Genomic DNA, 20,581 nt, shown 5'->3' with positions numbered 1-20,581 from the left:
GGGGCGGAAGTGCGGGGGTGCCGGGCGCCTGGAAGGGGCGGTTGTTTCCCCTCCGGACGGGCTGAACTGTGGCGTGGTCGGGTAGCGGACAAGCCGAAGGCCCGGCCGGAGCGATCCGGCCGGGCCTTCGGCTTGTGCTCGTTACTGCTGCTTGCGGAGGCGGAACGTGAGGGACAGGCCCTCGTCCTCGAACGGGGCGCCGTACGTGGCGTCGGCCTCGCCCTCGGCGTAGTCCAGGGCCAGCACCTCGTCCGCGATCAGCGGCGTGTGCTCGGTCAGCGCCTCGACGGTGGCAGGGGACGTGGACGTCCAGCGGACCGCGATCCGGTCCGCCACGTCCAGGCCGCTGTTCTTGCGGGCCTCCTGGATCAGGCGGATCGCGTCACGGGCCAGACCGGCGCGGCGGAGTTCGGGAGTGATCTCCAGGTCGAGGGCGACCGTCGCGCCGGAGTCGGAGGCGACGGACCAGCCCTCCCGGGGGGTCTCCGTGATGATGACCTCGTCCGGGGAGAGCGTCACCGTCTCGCCGTCCACCTCGACCGAGGCGTTGCCCTCGCGCAGGGCCAGCGAGAGCGCCGCGGCGTCCGTGTCCGCGACGGCCTTGGCGACCGCCTGGACGCCCTTGCCGAACCGCTTGCCGAGCGCGCGGAAGTTCGCCTTCGCCGTGGTGTCGACCAGCGAGCCACCGACCTCCGAGAGCGAGGCCAGGGATGTGACGTTCAGCTCCTCCGTGATCTGGGCGTGCAGCTCCGGGGAGAGCGCCTCGAAGCCCGAGGCGGCGACCAGAGCCCTGGACAGCGGCTGGCGGGTCTTGACGCCCGACTCGGCGCGGGTCGCGCGGCCGAGCTCGACCAGGCGCCGCACCAGCGCCATCTGCGTGGAGAGGTCCGGGTCGACCGACGACAGGTCCGCCTTCGGCCACGAGGACAGGTGGACCGACTCGGGGGCGTCCGGGGCCACCGGGACGACCAAGTCCTGCCAGACCCGCTCGGTGATGAACGGGGTCAGCGGGGCCATCAGCCGGGTCACCGTCTCGATGACCTCGTGCAGGGTGCGCAGCGCGGCCTTGTCGCCCTGCCAGAAGCGGCGGCGCGAGCGGCGCACGTACCAGTTGGACAGGTCGTCGACGAACGCGGAGAGCAGCTTGCCGGCGCGCTGGGTGTCGTAGCTCTCCAGAGCCTGCGTCATCTGGTCGACCAGGGCGTGGAGTTCACTGAGCAGCCAGCGGTCCAGCACCGTGCGGTCCGCTGGCGCCGGGTCGGCCTCCGACGGGGCCCAGTCGGACGTGCGGGCGTACAGGGCCTGGAAGGCGACCGTGTTCCAGTAGGTGAGGAGCGTCTTGCGGACGACCTCCTGGATCGTGCCGTGGCCGACCCGTCGCGCGGCCCACGGCGAACCGCCCGCCGCCATGAACCACCGCACCGCGTCGGCGCCGTGCTGGTCCATCAGCGGGATCGGCTGGAGGATGTTCCCCAGGTGCTTGGACATCTTGCGGCCGTCCTCGGCGAGGATGTGGCCCAGGCAGACCACGTTCTCGTACGAGGACTTGTCGAAGACGAGGGTGCCGACCGCCATCAGCGTGTAGAACCAGCCGCGCGTCTGGTCGATGGCCTCCGAGATGAACTGCGCCGGGTAGCGGCTCTCGAAGAGTTCCTTGTTCTGGTACGGGTAGCCCCACTGCGCGAACGGCATCGAACCCGAGTCGTACCAGGCGTCGATGACCTCCGGGACGCGGTACGCCTCCAGTTGGCAGTTCTCGTGCGTGCAGGTGAACGTGATCTCGTCGATGAACGGGCGGTGCGGGTCCAGGTCGGACTGGTCGGCGCCGGTGAGTTCGGTGAGTTCGGCACGCGAGCCGACGCAGGTGAGGTGGTTGTCCTCGCAGCGCCAGATGGGCAGCGGGGTGCCCCAGTAGCGGTTGCGGGACAGCGCCCAGTCGACGTTGTTGTTCAGCCAGTCGCCGAAGCGGCCGGTCTTGACCGAGTCCGGGAACCAGTTGGTCTTCTCGTTCTCCTGGAGAAGCCGGTCCTTGACGGCCGTCGTGCGGATGTACCAGGACGGCTGTGCGTAGTAGAGCAGCGCGGTGTGGCAGCGCCAGCAGTGCGGATAGCTGTGCTCGTACGGGACGTGGCGGAAGAGCTTGCCGCGGGCATCCAGGTCCGCGGTGAGCGCCTCGTCGGCCTTCTTGAAGAAGACGCCGCCGACCAGCGGCAGGTCCTCCTCGAAGGTGCCGTCGGGGCGGACCGGGTTCACGACCGGGAGGCCGTAGGACCGGCAGACGACGAGGTCGTCGGCGCCGAAGGCGGGGGACTGGTGGACCAGACCCGTACCGTCCTCGGTCGTGACGTACTCCGCGTTGACGACGTAGTGCGCGGGGGCGGGGAAGTCGACCAGCGCGAACGGGCGCTCGTAGGTCCAGCGCTCCATCTCGCGGCCGGTGAAGGACTGGCCGGTGGGCTCCCAGCCCTCGCCGAGCGCCTTCTCCAGCAGCGGCTCGGCGACGACGAGCTTCTCCTCGCCGTTCGACGCGACCACGTAGGTGACGTCGGGGTGCGCGGCGACGGCGGTGTTGGAGACCAGCGTCCACGGGGTGGTCGTCCAGACCAGCAGGGCGGCGTCGCCGGCCAGCGGGCCGCTCGTCAACGGGAAGCGGACGAAGACGGAGGGGTCGACGACCGTCTCGTACCCCTGGGCCAGCTCGTGGTCGGAGAGGCCGGTGCCGCAGCGGGGGCACCAGGGGGCGACCCGGTGGTCCTGCACCAGGAGGTCCTTCTTGAAGATCTCCTTGAGCGACCACCACACGGAGTCCACGTACTGCGGGTCCATCGTGCGGTACGCGTCGTCGAGGTCGACCCAGTACCCCATGCGGGTCGTGAGCTCGGCGAAGGCGTCTGTGTGGCGGGTGACCGACTCGCGGCACTTGGCGTTGAACTCGGCGATGCCGAACGCCTCGATGTCCTTCTTGCCGTTGAAGCCCAGTTCCTTCTCGACCGCGAGCTCGACCGGCAGGCCGTGGCAGTCCCAGCCGGCCTTGCGGCCGACGTGGTAGCCCTGCATGGTGCGGAAGCGCGGGAAGACGTCCTTGAAGACGCGGGCCTCGATGTGGTGCGCCCCCGGCATGCCGTTGGCGGTCGGCGGGCCCTCGTAGAAGACCCACTCCGGGCGGCCCTCGGACTGTTCGAGGGTCTTGGCGAACACCTTGTTGTCGCGCCAGAAGTCGAGCACTGCGTGCTCCAGCGCGGGCAGGTCGACCTGGGCGGGTACCTGGCGGTACTGCGGCGATGTCATGGGCGGCTTCCTCCGGCGGACGTTTTCCACTTCCGTCGGAGGGACGAGAACCCTGCGGTTCCCGCGGTACCACCCTCCTTGGCCCCGGGCGTGGCGCCGCCCGTGGCCCCCTCAGTTGGGGTCGCGATGCCGGGTCTACTGGCCTTGCGGCGTTCTTCCGACGGCTCCGGGGTGATCTTCACGACGCGCTCGCCCCCGGGCTTCCACCGTCCCCGGGTCGCTCCTGGCTGCGTACGACGCTACTCGTCCCATCCACGCCTCTCGCTGCGGCCAGTGTACGGGCCCGTACGGCCGACGGCCGACCGGTTTAACCGTGGGACGGGGCGTGACCCGAATGGCCAGATGGGGCCCGACGGAGTCCCGGCGGGCCCGCGCGGGCGGATTACCGGGCGGGGAGCTGGGAACAACGGAGGCAAGCGCGCCGTGACCCGGGTACGGGGAGGGGCGAACGGGCGGCGTGCCCCGTTGCCGCGGGGCTGGGGTCGATTTATCGTCCCAGCACGATTCGCGAGCAAGATCACAATATGTGAAGGGGCCGCGGCCATGGTGGCGAAGAAGACCGCCGTATCGAGAACGGCGTCCGAGAGATCCACGGTGGCGGCAGCCGCGGAGACGACCGGGCGGACGGCCGGAGAGACGGAGCCGGAACCGGGCGGTGAGGCACCGGCCGCGAAGAAGGCGACGAAGAAGGCCGCGAAGAAGGCCGTGAAGAAGGCGGCGAAGAAGGCAGTGAAGAAGACCGCGGCGAAGAAGTCCGCCGCAGGCAAGTCACCCGCCAAAACGGCGGCGGCGACGGAGGCGGCCGAGGCCGCCGAGCAGACGGGAGCCCACAGGGTGGTAGCCAAGAAGAGCGCGAGCCGGACCACGGCAGCTGCCGGGAAGGGCGCGACAGCGGTGCCCCAGGCCCGTGTGGCGGCTGCGACGGCTCCCGGGGAGCTTGCGGTACGGCCGGGGGAGGACCCCTGGACGCCCGAGGAGGTGGCCGAGGCGCGGGCCGAGCTGTCCAGCGAGGTCATGCGGCTGCGCAGCGAGCTGGAGGCATCCGGTGCCGCGCTCGCCGGGCTGATGCGGGACTCCGGTGACGGGGCGGGTGACGACGACGCCGACACGGGCACCAAGAACATCACCCGCGAGCACGAGCTCTCCCTCGCCGCCAACGCCCAGGAGATGCTGGAGCAGAGCGAGCGCGCCCTCGCCCGGCTCGACGCGGGGACCTACGGGCTGTGCGAGGTCTGCGGGAAACCGATCGGCAAGGCGCGGATGCAGGCGTTCCCCCGGGCCACGCTGTGCGTGGAGGACAAACAGAAGCAGGAGCGGCGCGGCTGAACGGTTGAGGTGTGTCGTACCCTCGTCCTCAGTCAGGCACCTAGGTTGAGGGACTCACGTGGCAGAGGCGGAGCGCATCATCGATACGCCGGATATCCCTGATGCTGAGGGGGCTGACGGGTCCGACGCCCAGCAGCCCGCCGAGGGCACGGCAGCCCCGGGCGATACGCCGGAGGGCGAGGGCACGGCCGCCGAGGCCGGCGCGGGCGGCGGCAAGGGCAGGCGGAAGATCCTCGTGCTCTTCGGCGTGGCCGTCTTCGCCTATCTGCTGGACCTGATCAGCAAGATGATCGTGGTCGCGAAGCTGGAGCACCAGGAGCCGATCGAGATCTTCGGCGACTGGCTGAAGTTCGACGCCATCCGGAACGCGGGGGCCGCGTTCGGCTTCGGCGAGGCGTTCACGATCATCTTCACCTTCATCGCCGCGGCGGTGATCGTGGTGATCGCCCGGCTGGCCCGCAAGCTCTACAGCCTGCCGTGGGCCATCGCCCTCGGACTGCTGCTCGGCGGTGCGCTCGGCAACCTCACCGACCGGATCTTCCGCGCCCCGGGAGTCTTCGAGGGTGCGGTGGTCGACTTCATCGCCCCCGCGCACTTCGCCGTCTTCAACCTCGCCGACTCCGCGATCGTCTGCGGCGGCATCCTGATCGTGATCCTTTCCTTCAAGGGCCTGGACCCCGACGGCACCGTGCACAAGGACTAGCGGGCGCAAGGCATACTCGACAGGTGAGTACGCATCCCGAGGTCCGCACCCTGCCCGTACCCGATGGCCTGGAAGGCGAGCGTGTCGACGCCGCCATTTCCCGGATGTTCGGTTTCTCCCGCACGAAGGCCGCAGAGCTGGCAGCCGCCGGGAAGGTACTGGTGGACGGTTCGGTCGCCGGGAAGTCGGAGCGGGTGCACGGCGGTGCCTGGCTGGAAGTGGAGCTGCCGCAGGCAGCCGCTCCGGTCCAGATCGTCGCCGAGCCCGTCGAGGGCATGGAGATCGTCCATGACGACGACGACATCGTCGTCATCATGAAGCCGGTCGGCGTGGCCGCCCACCCGAGCCCCGGCTGGACCGGCACCACGGTCATCGGCGGGCTCGCCGCGGCCGGCTACCGGATCTCGACCTCGGGTGCCGCCGAGCGCCAGGGCATCGTGCACCGCCTGGACGTCGGTACCTCCGGCCTCATGGTCGTCGCCAAGTCGGAGCGGGCGTACACCCTGCTCAAGGCGCAGTTCCGCGACCGCGTCGTCGACAAGAAGTACCACGCGCTCGTCCAGGGCCACCCGGACCCGATGAGCGGCACGATCGACGCTCCCATCGGCCGCCACCCCAACCACGACTACAAGTGGGCGGTCACGGCCGAGGGCAAGCCCTCCGTCACGCACTACGACCTCATCGAGGCGTACCGCGCCGCGAGTCTCCTCGACATCAAGCTGGAGACGGGTCGCACGCACCAGATCCGGGTGCACATGTCCGCGCACCGCCACCCCTGTGTCGGGGACCTCACCTACGGTGCCGACCCGACGATGGCCAAGCGTCTCGGGCTGACCCGGCAGTGGCTGCACGCCGTGCGCCTCGGTTTCGAGCACCCCTCCGACGGCAGCTGGGTGGAGTTCGCCAGCACCTACCCGGACGACCTCCAGCAGGCCCTCGACAAGATCGCGGCAGAGAGCGAATGACCGGCTCGCCCGCCCCCTGCAGCACGCGCAGGGCTCTCGACGAGGCCGACCTCGCGGCCTGCTTCCAGGTCCGCAAGGACGTCTTCGTGGGTGAGCAGCAGGTGCCCGAGGAGATCGAGTACGACGCCCTCGACGCCACCGCGGTCCATGTCCTCGCGGTCGCGGCGGACGGCTCCGCACTCGGTACGGGACGGCTCCTGCACGGCGCCTCCGCCGGCGACAGGACCGGTGGCGACCTCACCGTCGGCTCGCTCGGCCGGCTCGCGGTGACCCGGTCCGCCCGTGGCCTCGGCGTCGGGGCGGCCCTGGTCCGCGCCATCGAGGACGAGGCACGCGCACTCGGCCTGGCCGCGGTCGACCTGCACGCCCAGACCCACGCGCTCGGTTTCTACGAGCGGCTCGGGTACGTGGCGTACGGCCCCGAATTCCCCGACGCGGGGATCGCGCACCGGTCGATGCGCCGCGCACTCTGACCGCTCGGTTCGGTTACCGTTCTGTCCTTGATCTTCCCTATGTCCTGAAGGGCGTGGGGGGACCCTTTCGGCGTGCCCGGATGTCGAGCCCCTCCGGCGATCAAGGACGAGGCGCTCCGGAAGGCTCACCGTGGACCAGATGGCACTGCTGCTCCTGCTCCTGCTCGGAGCCGTGGTCACGGTGCCGCTGGGGGAGCGGCTGGGGCTTCCCGCGCCGGTCCTGATGACGCTCGCCGGGCTCGGGCTGGCCTTCGTCAGCTTCGTACCGGATGTCGACATCCCGCCGGAGATCATCCTTCCCGCGCTGCTGCCGCCGTTGATCTACGCCTCCGTCCAGCGGACCTCCTGGCGGCAGTTCGCGGCCAACAAGCGGCCGATCTTCCTGCTGGCGGTGGCGCTGGTCTTCGTCACGACGGCCGCCGTCGCCGCCGTGGCCGACGCGATCGTGCCCGCGCTGCCCATCGCCGCGGCCGTGGCTCTCGGCGCTCTCGTGGCCCCGCCCGACCCGGTCGCCGCGACGGCCGTCGCGGGGTCGGTCGGGCTGCCGCGCCGGCTCGTCTCGATCCTGGAGGGCGAGGGGCTGTTCAACGACGTGACCGCGATCGTGCTCTACCACGTGGCCATCGCGGCGGCCCTCAGCGGATCCTTCTCCCTGCCGGAAGCCTTCGGACTGCTGGTCCTGTCCGCGGTCGTCGCCGTGGCGGTCGGGCTGGCACTCGGCTGGCTCACCATCAAGCTGATGGGCGTGCTGGGGGACGCCACCCTGCAGATCGGCCTCTCGCTGCTGGTGCCGTTCGTGAGCTACGTACTGGCGGAGGAGCTCGAAGGGTCGGGCGTGCTCGCGGTTCTCACCACCGCGCTCTACCTCGCCGAGCGCACGGCGGACGCCGACGACGTCCTGGGACGGCTGGCCGGCCGGTCGTTCTGGGAGATCGTCGACACCCTGGTCACGGGCGTCGCGTTCGGCCTCATCGGCCTCGAAGTGCGCAGCGTCTTCGGGTCGATGGAGGGGCGCGGAGCGCAGATGTTCGGGTGGGGGCTGACGATCGTCGCCGTCGTCGTGGGCGTCCGGCTCCTGTGGCTGCTGCCCGCGTCCTGGCTGGCCGGGCGGATGCACGGCCGCCGCGACTCCGACGAGGAGATCCCGACCGGCTGGCGGGAGACCGTCATCATGTGGTGGTCCGGGATGCGGGGCGTGGCCTCGGTCGCGCTGGCCCTCGCGATCCCACTGGAGACCGACGACGGGAAGCCGTTCCCCGGCCGGGACGAGATGATCTTCATCGCCTTCGCCGTCATCGTCGCCACCCTGGTCTTCCAGGGGCTCACGCTCCCCTGGCTGGTGCGGAAGCTCGGCGTCCGCGCCGACACGGACGCCGTGGAGGCCATGGAACGGGACCTGGCGATCCGCGCCGCCAAGGCGGCGAAGGGCCGCCTCAGGGAGATCCAGGACGTCGAGGACTTCCCGGAGGACGTCCTGGAGCGCCTCCAGCGGGCCGCGTTCGACATCGGGGCGCGGATCAGCCCCGAACTGGTCGACGACGAGCGCCGGGCGGCGTACGCGAAACGGACCGAGCGGCTCGCGGAGGTACGCCGCGTACAGCGGGAGATGATGTCGGCCGCCCGTCACGAGGTGCTCTCCGCACGCAGTGAGCCGGGCGCGGACCCCGAGGTGGTGGACCGGGTCCTGCGGTTCCTGGACGTCCGGAGCCTGCACTGAGGCGGCGGCGTACCGGCCGGGTCAGCCCCGGCCGGTACGCGGGGCCTTGCTGCCGCCCACCGTCTCCGCCGCGGCGGCGTCCCAGCCGTCCAGCGGGGCCGGCGTCGGCCACTGCTCGCCCGGGGGCAGCACCGCGGGCGAGGTCGCGATCCGCGGCAGTGCGTACGGATGGTGGTCGCGCAGCCAGGTGATGAGCTGTTCCCGGACGGCGCAGCGCACCGTCCAGATGTCGTCCGCGTCCTTCGCGGTGACCACCGCGCGTACCTGGATCGTCGACGGGGTGGTGTCCGTGACGGCCAGCGACCAGTCGCGGCCGTCCCAGGCGGCGCACTCGCCGAGAACGGCCCGCAGGTGCTCGCGCATGGCGGCGACGGGCGCCGAGTGGTCGAGGTGGAAGAAGACGGTGCCGGTCATCTGCACCCCGCCGCGCGACCAGTTCTCGAAGGGCTTGCTGGTGAAGTACGAGACCGGCATCGTGATCCGCCGCTCGTCCCAGGTCCGTACCGCGAGGAAGGTCAGGGTGATCTCCTCGACGGTGCCCCACTCGCCGTCGACCACCACCGTGTCACCGATCCGCACCATGTCGCCGAAGGCGATCTGCAGACCGGCGAAGAGGTTGCCCAGGGTCGACTGGGCGGCGACGCCGGCGACGATGCCCAGCACACCGGCGGAGGCGAGCATCGACGTGCCGACCGTCCGCATCGCCGGGAACGTCAGCAGCATCGCCGCGATCGCGACGGTGGCCACGACGGCGATGACCACCCGCTGGATCAGCGTCACCTGCGTACGGACTCGCCGGACCCTGGCCGGATCACGGGTGGCCGCCGCGTAACGGGCGTACGACGCCTCGACGATCGTCGCCGCGACCCGTACCACCAGCCAGGCCGATGCCCCGATCAGTACCAGGGTGAGGGTCTGGCCGATTCCCGACCGGTGCCGCTCCACCAGGTCGAGCCGGGTGTGGGTGTAGGTGGCGCCCAGCAGGGCCGTACCGATCACCAGCTGCAGCGGGAGCCGGCAGCGGCGCAGCAACCCCCACAGAGGGGTCTCCTGGTGCCTGCTGTCGGCGCGCCGGAGCGCCAGATCGACCAGCCAGCCGACCAGCAGGGTGATCACCAGCGCACCGCCGACGACTATCAGCGGGCGCAGTACGTTCTCCATCCCCTGCTCCTCCAAGCTCTTGGGCACAACTGGCACCATGGCCTCATGAACATCATGCTCTTCCACTCGACGTACGGGCTGAGGCCCGCGGTGCACGCGGCTGCGGACCGGCTGCGGTCCGCCGGGCACGAGGTCCGTGTGCCCGATCTCTTCGAGGGGCACACCTTCGAATCGGTGGAGGAGGGCCTGGCCTTCAAGGAGCAGGTGGGCAAGGACGAGCTGCTGCGGCGCGCCGTGCTGGCCGCCGCGCCCTACTCCGACCAGGGCCTCGTGTACGCGGGCTTCTCCTTCGGCGCGTCCACCGCGCAGACCCTCGCGCTCGGCGACGCGAAGGCGCGCGGGCTGCTGCTGTTCCACGGCACCTCGGACATCGCGGAGAACGCCTCGGTGGACGAGCTGCCGGTACAGCTGCATGTCGCCGATCCCGATCCGTTCGAGTCGCACGACTGGCTGACGTCCTGGTATCTCCAGATGCAGCGGACGGGCGCCGATGTCGAGGTCTACCGCTACCCGGGGGCGGGCCATCTGTTCACCGACCCGGAGCTGCCCGACTACGACGAGGCGGCGGCCGAGCAGACCTGGAAGGTCGCGCTCGGCTTCCTGGCCACGCTCTAGACGCGCCCCGGAGAGACGGCGAGGGCCCCGCGCCGGTGCGCGGGGCCCTCGTGGTCCGTACGGCGGGGGTCAGCCCGCGCGGTAGGCGGTCCAGTACTCGCTCATGCGCGCCACCTGGCCCGAAGTGAACTGGTACATGCAGGCGTCGTACGTGTAGTCCATGAAGTTGTGGATCGGGTCGACGCCGGTCTTGCTGGCGCAGCTGTCGCGGCCGGTCGGGCACTCGTACGCGGGGCTCTTCTCGGCCGGGGTGTCGCTGACGTAGTCACCGTTTCCGTTGCAGCCGCCCTGGAAGGTGTGGTAGAGCCCCATCCAGTGGCCGACCTCGTGGGTGGCGGTGTCGCCCTCGTCGTAGTTGGCCGCGGTGCCGCCCGGCAGCGAGTCGTCGAGGATGACCACGCCGTCCATGGACGGGCTGGAGTTGTACGAGCTCGGGAAGGTCGCCCAGCCGAGCAGGCCGCCGCTGAGGTTGGCGCTGTAGACGTTGAGCGCACCCGCGCCACCCTGGCGGAGAGAGGTCTTCATGTTCTTCTCGGCCGTGGAGCCGGAAGCCAGGTTGTACCAGGTGGCGTTGTCCGTGTAGTCCGTGCCGGCGAGCGTGAAGCGGAAGCCGGAGTCCGTGTTGCCGGTTCCCTGGCCGCTGTAGGCGGCGTTGAGGACGTTGAGCTGGTTGTTGATCGCGGTCGCGCTGAGCTTCCCCGTGGTCCCGGAGTGGATGACGTGGAAGTAGACCGGGATCGTCGCCCCGGCCGCGAGGGCCGTGCCGTTGACGCGGCGGTCCGCCAGTCTCTTCTGGAGGTCGGCGTCCATGGCCTTGGCCTTGGCGGCGCTCACCTCGTTGGGCTCCGCGGCGTGGTCGGACCCGCCGGGGCGTGCCTCACGGGCGGTCGCGCTCGCACCGGAGGTCTCCGCGCAGTCCTCGGCGGACAGAGCCGTCGAGGGTGCGGCGACGGCGCTGCCGGGCGCGGCGGAGAGTGGAGCCAGTGCCAGAGTTCCGGCCAGTACGGCTGTGCTCAGGGCGTGACGACGCAGTCGGGGCGATATGCGTACAAGAGCGCGCACGGTGACTCCTTGCGGACATGTGGGGGAGGTACTTCCTCACCCGCCGCCGGGAGATTACGTGGCCATGTCATGTCCTGAAGAGAATCGATCCGGCCCAATCATTTGTGGCGCGTACAGGGGCAAGGGGGAAAAAATTTGCGGTCTGTACCAAGGTTTGAGACAAGTTCGTAACGTGCGGAGTGACCTCGGCGGGTGGTGTGTCCGCATTCGGTCTGCGGCCGGCACCACCCGCCGTCACGGCGTGACCCACCCTTAACACGACGCAGGATGGCTTGAATTGATCGGTCAGCGCACCGGACGGTCGACGCGCTCGATCTTCTGCGTGCCGCTGAGCGTCCGGTAGGAGCGGACCCAGGACGCCGTGGCGTCCTGACGCGTCTTGTCGGAGATCGCGTAGTAGTCCATCTGCGAGCGCTCGGCGGTCACGTCGAGGACGCCGTAGCCGTGCGAGTCCAGATCGACCCACTTCACATGGCGGTTGGCGGCCTTGAGCGCCGCCGCCGCGACCAGCGAGACCGTCTGGGGTGCGACCCGCAGGACGTCGTCCAGGTTGTCCGAGGTCACCGACGTCACCACGAACTCCGTCGCCGCCGAGGCCGACAGCGGATACGTCGCGGCCTTCACCGGTACGTCGTTGGCCCACGCCATGTGGATGTCGCCGGTCAGGAACACGGTGTTCCTGATCGCGTTGTCCCGCAGATGTGCGATCAGTTCCCTGCGGTCGTCGGTGTAGCCGTCCCACTGGTCCACGTTGATGGCCAGGCCCTCACCGGGCAGCCCGAGCAACTCCGCGAGCGGCGCCAGCAGATGGGCCGGCAGCGCACCGAACGCGACCGGCGAGATCATCACCGACGTGCCGACCAGCTGCCAGGAGGCGTCCGAACCGGCCAGTCCCGACTTCAGCCAGTCCAGCTGCGCCCGGCCGGTGATGGAACGCTCCGGGTCGTCCACCGCGCCGTTGCCGACGGACGACTGCTCGGAACGGAAGCTGCGCAGATCGAGCAGGTGCAGATCGGCGAGGGAACCGAAGCGCAGACGCCGGTAGACGGTGCCCTCCGTGGAGGCGCGGACCGGCATCCACTCGAAGTACGCCTGCTTCGCCGCCGCGACGCGATCGGCCCACGAGCCCTCGGAGCCGGGCGTGTGGTTCTCGGCACCGCCCGCCCAGGCGTCGTTGGCGAACTCGTGGTCGTCCCAGATCGCGATCACCGGGTGGGTGGCGTGCAGGGACCGGAGGTCGGGGTCCGTCTTGTACGCGCCGTGCCGGGTGCGGTAGTCGGCGAGGGTGAGGATCTCGTGGGCGGGCCGGTGCTGCCGTACGCCGTCGGCCGGTGCCGGGTAGGCGCCCGAGGCGTACTCGTATATGTAGTCGCCGAGATGCAGCACCGCGTCGAGGTCGGTGCGGGCGGCGAGATGGCGGTACGAGGAGAACCAGCCGGCCTCCCAGTTGGCGCACGACACCACGCCGAACCGCACACCGGCGACGGTAGCGCCGGCGGCGGGCGCCGTACGGGTGCGGCCGACGGGGGAGAGGACCTGCTCGCCCTCGCCCGCCGCGAAGCGGAAGAAGTACGCGGTGGCCGGCCGCAGGCCGCGCACATCGGCCTTGACGGTGTGGTCGGACGCGGCGGCCGCGACGACCGTGCCCTGCGCGGCGATCCGGGTGAAGGCCGCGTCCTCGGCCAGCTCCCAGCGCACGGCGGTGTCGGCGCCGCGGCCGGAACCCGGTACCGCGTCGGCTGCCGGGGTGACGCGGGTCCACAGCAGGACGCCGTCGGGCAGCGGGTCACCGGAGGCGACCCCGTGCAGGAAGGCCGGGGCTTCGGCGGCCCGGGCGGTGGTCGCGGTGGCGAGGACGGGGGCGGCGACCGCGGTGGCGGCGGCGGCCCTGACCACCGTACGGCGGGTGGGCGAGAAAGAGTGTCGACTGGTCACGATCGATCACCCTACTGACCGGTACGGTGCCCGGGCAGGCGAACGGGCGGGCGAACAAAGGAAGTTCGCCCGCCCGTCGGGAAATCGCCGTCCGGAATTACGCCCCGGACGTCTGACGCCCCGCGAATGCTCCGGTTACGCCTTGAGCGCCTTGGTGATCGCGGCGTTGAACTCGTCCACCGTCATCGGGGCGTTCTTGCTGCCCTCGGCGGTGACGGTCTTGCCGTCCATCTTCAGCGTCGGCGTGCCCTCCACACCGCTCTTGTCGAACGCCGCGGACATCTTCATGGCCCAGGCGTCGTACGTGCCGTCCTCGACGTCCTTCTCGAACGCGGTGTTGTCCTTCAGCGCGTCCACCGAGTTCGCCACCTCGATCAGGAAGCTGTCCTTGGCGAACTTGTCCTCGGTCTCCTGCGGGTGGTACTTCGCCGAGTAGAGCGCGGCCTTGTAGTCCATGAAGGCTTCGGGACTGACGTTGAGCGCCGCACCCAGCGCGCTCAGGGCGTTCTTCGAGCCCTCGCCGTTGTCGGAGTTGTCGATGAAGGTCGCACCGACGTACTTGACCTTGTACTTGCCGGCGTCGACGTCCTTCGCGACGGTCTCGCCGACCGTCTGCTCGAAGGTGGCGCAGATCGGGCAGCGCGAGTCCTCGTACAGCTCCAGGGTCTTCTTCGCGGTCGACTTGCCGACGACGACCGTCGTGCCGTCCTCGCCCGAGGTGTTCTTCGGCGCGGTGACGTTCTTCGCGTCCGCGGCGGCCTCCCAGGCGGAGGGCTTGTTCAGCTGCATCACGCCGTAGCTGACGCCGCCCGCGATCGCCAGCACGGCGACCACCGAGACGGCCACGACGACCTGCTTGCGTGTCTTGTCCTTCTTGGCCTGGCGCTCGCGCTCGGCGCGCAGTCGCTCGCGGGCCGCCGCCTTGTTCGCCTGGGTGTTGCGCTTGCTCATGGTGGTTCTCCGTGTGTGCGTGGTGTCGTGGGTCGGGGACGTGCCGCGTGCTCAGGCGCAGGCCGGGCGCGGCGGTCCCCTCCGTCCCACGGAGTGCCCCAGGAGCCGGGCAGGGTGGAGCGGGTGCGGGTGCCCCGACGGGAGCGCCTCGCGCCCGGCGGCACGGCGCGCCGTGCCCACCACGGCGACCGCGACCAGCAGCGGGCGGAACGCGACGGCGGCTGCCGCGCGGAGCAGCCCCGCGAGCGCGGACTCGCCTCGGCTCAGCCAGGCCGCCGCCAGCAGCCCGACGGTCACATGGGCGGCGAGCAGCAGCCACGGCACCAGGGGATCGGGCGACGCCAGCAGGGCCGCGGCGCGGTCGCCGGCGCCGGTCACCCCGGCCAGCGGAGTGCCGACGGCACCGACCCCGGCCAGCTGCGCCGGGCCCACCTCGCCGCCACCGCACAGGACGTCCAGGCCGACGGAGCGCAGCGGTCCCGCGATCGGGCCGCCCGCCGCTCCGTAACAGAGGTGCTGTCCGGTGGTGAACACCGTGTCGGCCGCCAGTTCCAGCGGGACGAGCACTCCGGCGATGGCCCCGAAGCCGCGCTCCCGGCCCGCCAGCGCGAAGGCCACGGCGAAGACGCCGGCAGCCAGGGGCGCGAGCACGGTCAGTGGCAGCGGAACCCGGGACAGCAGCACATGGGACGCAGCGGAGAGCGTCACGACGAGCGCTGTGAAAAGCGCCGCGCGAACCGTTCTGAGCTGCGTCCCTGATACGTCCATCGTCGAGGAGTGTGCCATGTGTACCTGTAAGCGATCCCTAAAATCGCCCGGGCGTGTGGGGAGCCTTACAGACCCGGGATGCGTCCGTTGCGGAAGAGATCCACGAAGATCTGGTGATCGGCCCGGGCCCGTGCCCCGTAACTGTGGGCGAAGTCGACGAGCAGCCCGGCGAAGCCCTCCTCGTCGGCCGCGATCGCCGCGTCGATCGCCCGTTCCGTGGAGAACGGCACCAGCGAGTGCCCGCTCTCGTCGTCCGCCGCCGAGTGCATCGTGGCCGTGGCCCGGCCGAGGTCGGCGACGACCGCGGCGATCTCCTCCGGCTCGTCGATGTCGGACCAGTCCAGGTCGACCGCGTACGGCGAGACCTCGGCGACGAGCTGCCCCGCGCCGTCCAGCTCGGTCCAGCCGAGCCACGGGTCGGCGTGCGCCTGGAGGGCGCGCTGCGAGATGACGGTGCGGTGCCCCTCGTGCTGGAAGTACTCCCGCACGGCCGCGTCGGTGATGTGCCGGGAGACCGCCGGGGTCTGCGCCTGCTTGAGGTAGATCACCACATCGTTCTCCAGGGCGTCGCTGTTGCCCTCCAGGAGGATGTTGTACGAGGGCAGCCCGGCCGATCCGATGCCGATGCCGCGCCGGCCCACGACGTCCTTCACCCGGTAGGAGTCGGGGCGGGTCAGGCTCGACTCGGGCAGCGTCTCCAGATAGCCGTCGAACGCGGCGAGCACCTTGTAGCGGGTCGCCGCGTCCAGGTCGATCGCACCGCCGTCGGCGGCGAACCGGCGCTCGAAGTCCCGGATCTCCGTCATCGAGTCCAGCAGCGAGAACCTGGTCAGCGCGCGGGCGTCGCGCAGCGCGTCCAGCAGCGGGCCCTCGGCGGTGTCCAGCGTGAAGGGCGGCACCTCGTCGTTCTTCGCGCCCGTCGCCAGGGCGTGGATGCGCTCCCGGTAGGCGGCGGCGTAGACCTGGACCAGCTCGGTGATCTGGTCGTCGCTCAGCGCCTTCGCGTAGCCGATCAGGGCGACGGAGGCGGCGAAGCGCTTGAGGTCCCAGGTGAAGGGGCCGACGTACGCCTCGTCGAAGTCGTTGACGTTGAAGACCAGCCGGCCGTTGGCGTCCATGTAGGTGCCGAAATTCTCCGCGTGCAGATCGCCGTGGATCCAGACCCGGCCGGTGCGCTCGTCCTGATACGGGCCGGTGTGCAGCTCCCGCGCCAGGTCGTCGTAGAACAGACAGGCCGTGCCCCGGTAGAAGGCGAAGGCCGAGCCCGCCATCTTCCGGAACTTGACCCTGAAGGCGGCGGGGTCGGCGGCCAGCAGCTCACCGAAGGCGGTGTCGAAAACGGCGAGAATCTGCTCCCCGCGCTGAGCTGCGCCGGTCTGCGTTTCCGACATTTCTTGGTGCCTCCTGGTGCATGGCGTTCATGACAAATGGGACGGGCGTCTCCGCCCCTTCAACGCGCGACCGTACCCGGGAGTGCCCCTCGGTTGTCAGTCCGGAGACGTAGACTTCCACGCTGTCCCCCCAACCATCATCCTGAGTTCTCCCGGAGGCCCAGCGCCGTGACCAAGCCGCCCTTCACGCACCTTCACGTCCACACCCAGTACTCGCTGCTGGACGGTGCCGCGCGGCTCAAGGACATGTTCGAGGCGTGCAACGAGATGGGCATGTCGCACATCGCGATGACGGACCACGGCAACCTGCACGGTGCGTACGACTTCTTCCATTCGGCGAAGAAGGCGGGTGTGACACCGATCATCGGGATCGAGGCGTACGTCGCGCCCGAGTCGCGCAAGCACAAGCGCAAGGTCCAGTGGGGACAGCCGCACCAGAAGCGCGACGACGTGTCCGGTTCGGGTGGTTACACCCACAAGACGATCTGGGCGTCGAACAGCACCGGGCTGCACAACCTCTTCCGGCTCTCCTCCGACGCGTACGCCGAGGGCTGGCTCCAGAAGTGGCCCCGCATGGACAAGGAGACCATCTCCCAGTGGTCCGAGGGTCTGATCGCGTCCACCGGGTGTCCCTCCGGTGAGGTGCAGACCCGTCTGCGGCTCGGCCAGTTCGACGAGGCGGTGCAGGCGGCCTCGGACTACAAGGACATCTTCGGCGAGGGCAAGTACTTCCTGGAGCTGATGGACCACGGGATCGAGATCGAGCGCCGGGTCCGCGACGGGCTCCTGGAGATCGGCAAGAAGCTCGGCATCCCGCCGCTCGTGACGAACGACTCGCACTACACCTACGCCGGCGAGGCCACGGCGCACGACGCGCTGCTCTGCATCCAGACCGGCAAGAACCTCTCGGACCCGGACCGCTTCCGCTTCGACGGCACCGGTTACTACCTCAAGACGACCGACGAGATGTACGGCGTCGACTCCTCCGACGCCTGGCAAGAGGGCTGCGCCAACACCCTGCTGGTCGCCCAGCAGATCGACACCTCCGGGATGTTCGAGGCGAAGAACCTGATGCCGAAGTTCGAGATCCCGGAGGGCTACACGGAGGTCACCTGGTTCCAGGAAGAGGTCCGGGTCGGCATGAACCGCCGCTTCCCGAACGGCATCCCCGAGGACCGGCAGAAGCAGGTCGAGTACGAGCTGGACATCATCATCCAGATGGGGTTCCCGGGGTACTTCCTGGTCGTCGCCGACTTCATCATGTGGGCCAAGAACCAGGGCATCGCGGTCGGCCCCGGCCGAGGCTCGGCGGCCGGCTCGATCGTGTCGTACGCCATGGGCATCACCGACCTCGACCCGATCGAGCACGGACTGATCTTCGAGCGGTTCCTGAACCCCGAGCGCGTCTCCATGCCCGACGTCGACATCGACTTCGACGAGCGCAGGCGCGTGGAGGTCATCCGGTACGTCACCGAGAAGTACGGCGCCGACAAGGTCGCCATGATCGGTACGTACGGAAAGATCAAGGCGAAGAACGCGATCAAGGACTCCGCCCGCGTCCTCGGCTATCCGTACGCCATGGGCGACCGGCTCACCAAGGCCATGCCCGCCGACGTCCTCGGCAAGGGCATCGACCTCAACGGCATCACCGACCCCAAGCACCCGCGCTACAGCGAGGCGGGCGAGATCCGGGGGATGTACGAGAACGAGCCGGACGTACGCAAGGTCATCGACACCGCGAAGGGCGTCGAGGGCCTGGTCCGGCAGATGGGTGTGCACGCCGCCGGCGTCATCATGTCCAGCGAGCCGATCGTCGACCACGCCCCGATCTGGGTGCGGCACACCGACGGCGTCACCATCACGCAGTGGGACTACCCGCAGTGCGAGTCGCTCGGCCTGCTGAAGATGGACTTCCTCGGCCTGCGGAACCTGACCATCATGGACGACGCCGTCAAGATGGTGGAGGCCAACAAGGGCATCAAGCTGGACCTGCTCTCCCTCCCGCTGGACGACCCCAAGACGTACGAACTGCTCTGCCGCGGTGACACGCTCGGTGTGTTCCAGTTCGACGGCGGCCCGATGCGTTCGCTGCTGCGCCAGATGCAGCCCGACAACTTCGAGGACATTTCCGCCGTCTCGGCCCTGTACCGGCCGGGCCCGATGGGCATGAACTCGCACACGAACTACGCCGAGCGGAAGAACGCCCGCCAGGAGATCACCCCGATCCACCCGGAGCTGGAGGAGCCCCTCAAGGAGGTCCTCGGCCTCACCTACGGCCTGATCGTCTACCAGGAGCAGGTGCAGAAGGCCGCCCAGATCGTCGCCGGATACTCACTCGGCGAAGCCGACATCCTGCGCCGCGTGATGGGCAAGAAGAAGCCCGAGGAACTGGCGAAGAACTTCGTCCTCTTCGAGGCGGGCGCCAAGGAGAAGGGCTTCTCCGACGCGGCGATCAAGGCCCTCTGGGACGTCCTGGTCCCCTTCGCCGGATACGCGTTCAACAAGGCGCACTCCTCGGCGTACGGCCTGGTCACCTACTGGACGGCGTACCTCAAGGCGAACTACCCGGCCGAGTACATGGCGGGGCTGCTCACGTCCGTGAAGGACGACAAGGACAAGTCCGCGGTCTACCTCAACGAGTGCCGGCGCATGGGCATCAAGGTGCTGCCGCCCAATGTGAACGAGTCCGTGTCCAACTTCGCCGCCCAGGGCGACGACGTGATCCTCTTCGGCCTGACCGCGATCCGTAACGTCGGCCAGAACGTCGTGGACTCGATCATCAAGACCCGCAAGGCGAAGGGGAAGTACAGCTCCTTCCCCGACTTCCTCGACAAGGTCGAGGCGATCGTCTGCAACAAGCGCACCGTCGAATCGCTCATCAAGGCGGGCGCCTTCGACGAGATGGGCCACACCCGCAAGGGCCTCGTCGCCCACCACGAGCCGATGATCGACAACGTGGTCCAGGTCAAGCGCAAGGAGGCCGAGGGGCAGTTCGACCTCTTCGGCGGCATGGGCGAGGAGGAGACCGACGAGCCCGGCTTCGGGCTCGACGTGGAGTTCTCCGACATCGAGTGGGAGAAGTCGTACCTGCTCGCGCAGGAGCGCGAAATGCTCGGCCTGTACGTCTCCGACCACCCGCTCTTCGGTATCGAGCACGTGCTGTCGGACAAGTCCGATGCCGCGATCTCGCAGCTCACCGGCGGAGAGCACTCGGACGGCGCGATCGTCACGATCGGCGGCATCATCTCGGGCCTCCAGCGCAAGATGACCAAGCAGGGCAACGCCTGGGCGATCGCCACCGTCGAGGACCTCGCGGGCTCCATCGAGTGCATGTTCTTCCCGGCCACGTACCAGCTGGTCTCCACCCAGCTCGTGGAGGACACCGTCGTCTTCGTGAAGGGACGTCTCGACAAGCGCGAGGACGTGCCCCGCCTGGTCGCGATGGAGATGCAGGTCCCCGACGTGTCCTCGGCCGGGACCAACGCACCGGTCGTGCTGACCATCCCCACGGTCAAGATCACCCCGCCGATGGTCAGCCGCCTCGGCGAGGTCCTCAGCCACCACCGCGGCGACACCGAGGTGCGGATCAGGCTCCAGGGCCCCCGGAAGACCACCGTGCTCCGGCTCGACCGGCACCGGGTGAAGCCGGACCCGGCACTGTTCGGGGACCTGAAGGTCCTGCTCGGCCCGTCCTGCCTGGCCGGCTGAGACCTCCGCGGTCCGTAGTACGTACGAGAGGGGCGCCCCGCGAAAGCGGGGCGCCCCTCTCGGCTGTCGGCCTGCGGCCGGACCGGCAAAGGACCCGGTCAGTTGTGGCCGAAGCGCCGCTGGTGCTTACGGGCAACATCAGCGGGGCTGCCCTGAGGCTGCGACTGAGGCGAACTCTGTGCCTCGAAGGACGAGGTCTTCGCCTCCTGCGCGCTTCGCTCCGCGGCGGACGCGGCGCGATCCTGCTGGCTGCCCTGCTTGCGGTTCTTGTTCTTGGCCATGGTGTTCCTCCTATAGGGACTCTCGGGGCCAGGACCGCTGTCAGACTCACATAGCGCCACAAACGCCGCATTTTGGATCATTACCGTGCGTAGTGAGGGGGTGTGTCGCGCCGTTTTTCCGATCCGCCACGCCGATGATCGAGTTCCGGACGTTAACCCCCGTGTGGTCGGGCAGACTCGAAGGAAACCCTGAGTAAGCAGGCCCACCCCCCACGACCGGGCCCGCCGAAAACCGTT

General features: G+C 69.6%; 15 protein-coding genes. 7 read left to right on the top strand and 8 right to left on the bottom strand.

Annotation, left to right across the window (positions count from 1 at the left end):
* Positions 1–141: 141 nt before the first annotated feature.
* Positions 142–3,288, bottom strand: a complete 3,147-nt coding sequence (ileS, locus tag OG230_RS09305) for an isoleucine--tRNA ligase (RefSeq protein ID WP_328909672.1) — start codon at positions 3,286–3,288, stop codon at positions 142–144.
* 543 nt (positions 3,289–3,831) lie between these two features.
* Here ileS and OG230_RS09300 point away from each other — a divergent pair.
* From OG230_RS09300 to OG230_RS09280, 5 genes are all read left to right on the top strand, one after another.
* The gene (locus OG230_RS09300; protein WP_328909671.1) at positions 3,832–4,614 is read left to right on the top strand and encodes a TraR/DksA family transcriptional regulator; all 783 of its coding nucleotides are present in this window, start codon (positions 3,832–3,834) and stop codon (positions 4,612–4,614) included.
* A 58-nt stretch (positions 4,615–4,672) separates the two neighbouring features.
* Positions 4,673–5,317, top strand: coding sequence for a signal peptidase II (gene lspA, locus OG230_RS09295; protein ID WP_328909670.1), 645 nt, complete (start codon positions 4,673–4,675; stop codon positions 5,315–5,317).
* A gap of 23 nt (positions 5,318–5,340) precedes the next feature.
* On the top strand, positions 5,341–6,282 hold the full coding sequence (locus OG230_RS09290) for an RluA family pseudouridine synthase (protein WP_328909669.1): 942 nt from the start codon (positions 5,341–5,343) through the stop codon (positions 6,280–6,282).
* Complete coding sequence (locus OG230_RS09285; RefSeq protein ID WP_328909668.1) at positions 6,279–6,755, top strand: GNAT family N-acetyltransferase; 477 nt, start codon at positions 6,279–6,281, stop codon at positions 6,753–6,755. Before OG230_RS09290 ends, OG230_RS09285 begins: the two co-directional genes overlap by 4 nt.
* 130 nt (positions 6,756–6,885) lie before the next feature.
* Positions 6,886–8,472: a Na+/H+ antiporter gene (locus OG230_RS09280; RefSeq protein WP_328909667.1), complete on the top strand. Its 1,587-nt coding sequence runs from the start codon at positions 6,886–6,888 to the stop codon at positions 8,470–8,472.
* A gap of 21 nt (positions 8,473–8,493) precedes the next feature.
* Here OG230_RS09280 and OG230_RS09275 read toward each other — a convergent pair whose 3' ends face one another.
* Positions 8,494–9,633, bottom strand: coding sequence for a mechanosensitive ion channel family protein (locus OG230_RS09275; protein ID WP_328909666.1), 1,140 nt, complete (start codon positions 9,631–9,633; stop codon positions 8,494–8,496).
* Positions 9,634–9,678: 45 nt separating this feature from the next.
* On the opposite strand from OG230_RS09275, the gene OG230_RS09270 reads away from it, so the two are divergent.
* Positions 9,679–10,248, top strand: coding sequence for a dienelactone hydrolase family protein (locus OG230_RS09270; protein ID WP_328909665.1), 570 nt, complete (start codon positions 9,679–9,681; stop codon positions 10,246–10,248).
* A gap of 69 nt (positions 10,249–10,317) precedes the next feature.
* On the opposite strand, the gene OG230_RS09265 is transcribed toward OG230_RS09270, so the two are convergent.
* The 5 genes from OG230_RS09265 to OG230_RS09245 all read right to left on the bottom strand — a co-directional run bounded on the left by OG230_RS09265 (position 10,318) and on the right by OG230_RS09245 (position 16,355).
* On the bottom strand, positions 10,318–11,310 hold the full coding sequence (locus tag OG230_RS09265; protein WP_328909664.1) for a zinc metalloprotease: 993 nt from the start codon (positions 11,308–11,310) through the stop codon (positions 10,318–10,320).
* Positions 11,311–11,595: 285 nt separating this feature from the next.
* The gene (locus OG230_RS09260; RefSeq protein WP_328909663.1) at positions 11,596–13,245 is read right to left on the bottom strand and encodes an alkaline phosphatase D family protein; all 1,650 of its coding nucleotides are present in this window, start codon (positions 13,243–13,245) and stop codon (positions 11,596–11,598) included.
* 135 nt (positions 13,246–13,380) lie between these two features.
* Positions 13,381–14,196 (bottom strand): DsbA family protein, encoded by an 816-nt coding sequence (locus OG230_RS09255; protein WP_328909662.1) that lies wholly within the window; start codon positions 14,194–14,196, stop codon positions 13,381–13,383.
* Between the two features lie 51 nt (positions 14,197–14,247).
* A complete protein-coding gene (locus OG230_RS09250) occupies positions 14,248–14,964 on the bottom strand; it encodes a hypothetical protein (RefSeq protein ID WP_328909661.1) in 717 nt (238 codons plus the stop codon).
* A 65-nt stretch (positions 14,965–15,029) separates the two neighbouring features.
* Entirely contained in the window at positions 15,030–16,355 is a 1,326-nt protein-coding gene (locus OG230_RS09245; protein WP_328909660.1) for a DUF2252 domain-containing protein, read from the bottom strand.
* Between the two features lie 168 nt (positions 16,356–16,523).
* Here OG230_RS09245 and dnaE point away from each other — a divergent pair, with 168 nt between their 5' ends.
* The gene (gene dnaE / locus OG230_RS09240) at positions 16,524–20,063 is read left to right on the top strand and encodes a DNA polymerase III subunit alpha (RefSeq protein WP_328909659.1); all 3,540 of its coding nucleotides are present in this window, start codon (positions 16,524–16,526) and stop codon (positions 20,061–20,063) included.
* A 98-nt stretch (positions 20,064–20,161) separates the two neighbouring features.
* Here dnaE and OG230_RS09235 read toward each other — a convergent pair whose 3' ends face one another.
* Positions 20,162–20,344, bottom strand: a complete 183-nt coding sequence (locus OG230_RS09235) for a hypothetical protein (RefSeq protein ID WP_328909658.1) — start codon at positions 20,342–20,344, stop codon at positions 20,162–20,164.
* Positions 20,345–20,581 lie beyond the last annotated feature (237 nt).

The sequence above is a fragment of the Streptomyces sp. NBC_00234 genome (assembly GCF_036195325.1).
Lineage (GTDB): Bacteria > Actinomycetota > Actinomycetes > Streptomycetales > Streptomycetaceae > Streptomyces.
This window is presented reverse-complemented; position numbering and strand designations above follow the sequence as displayed.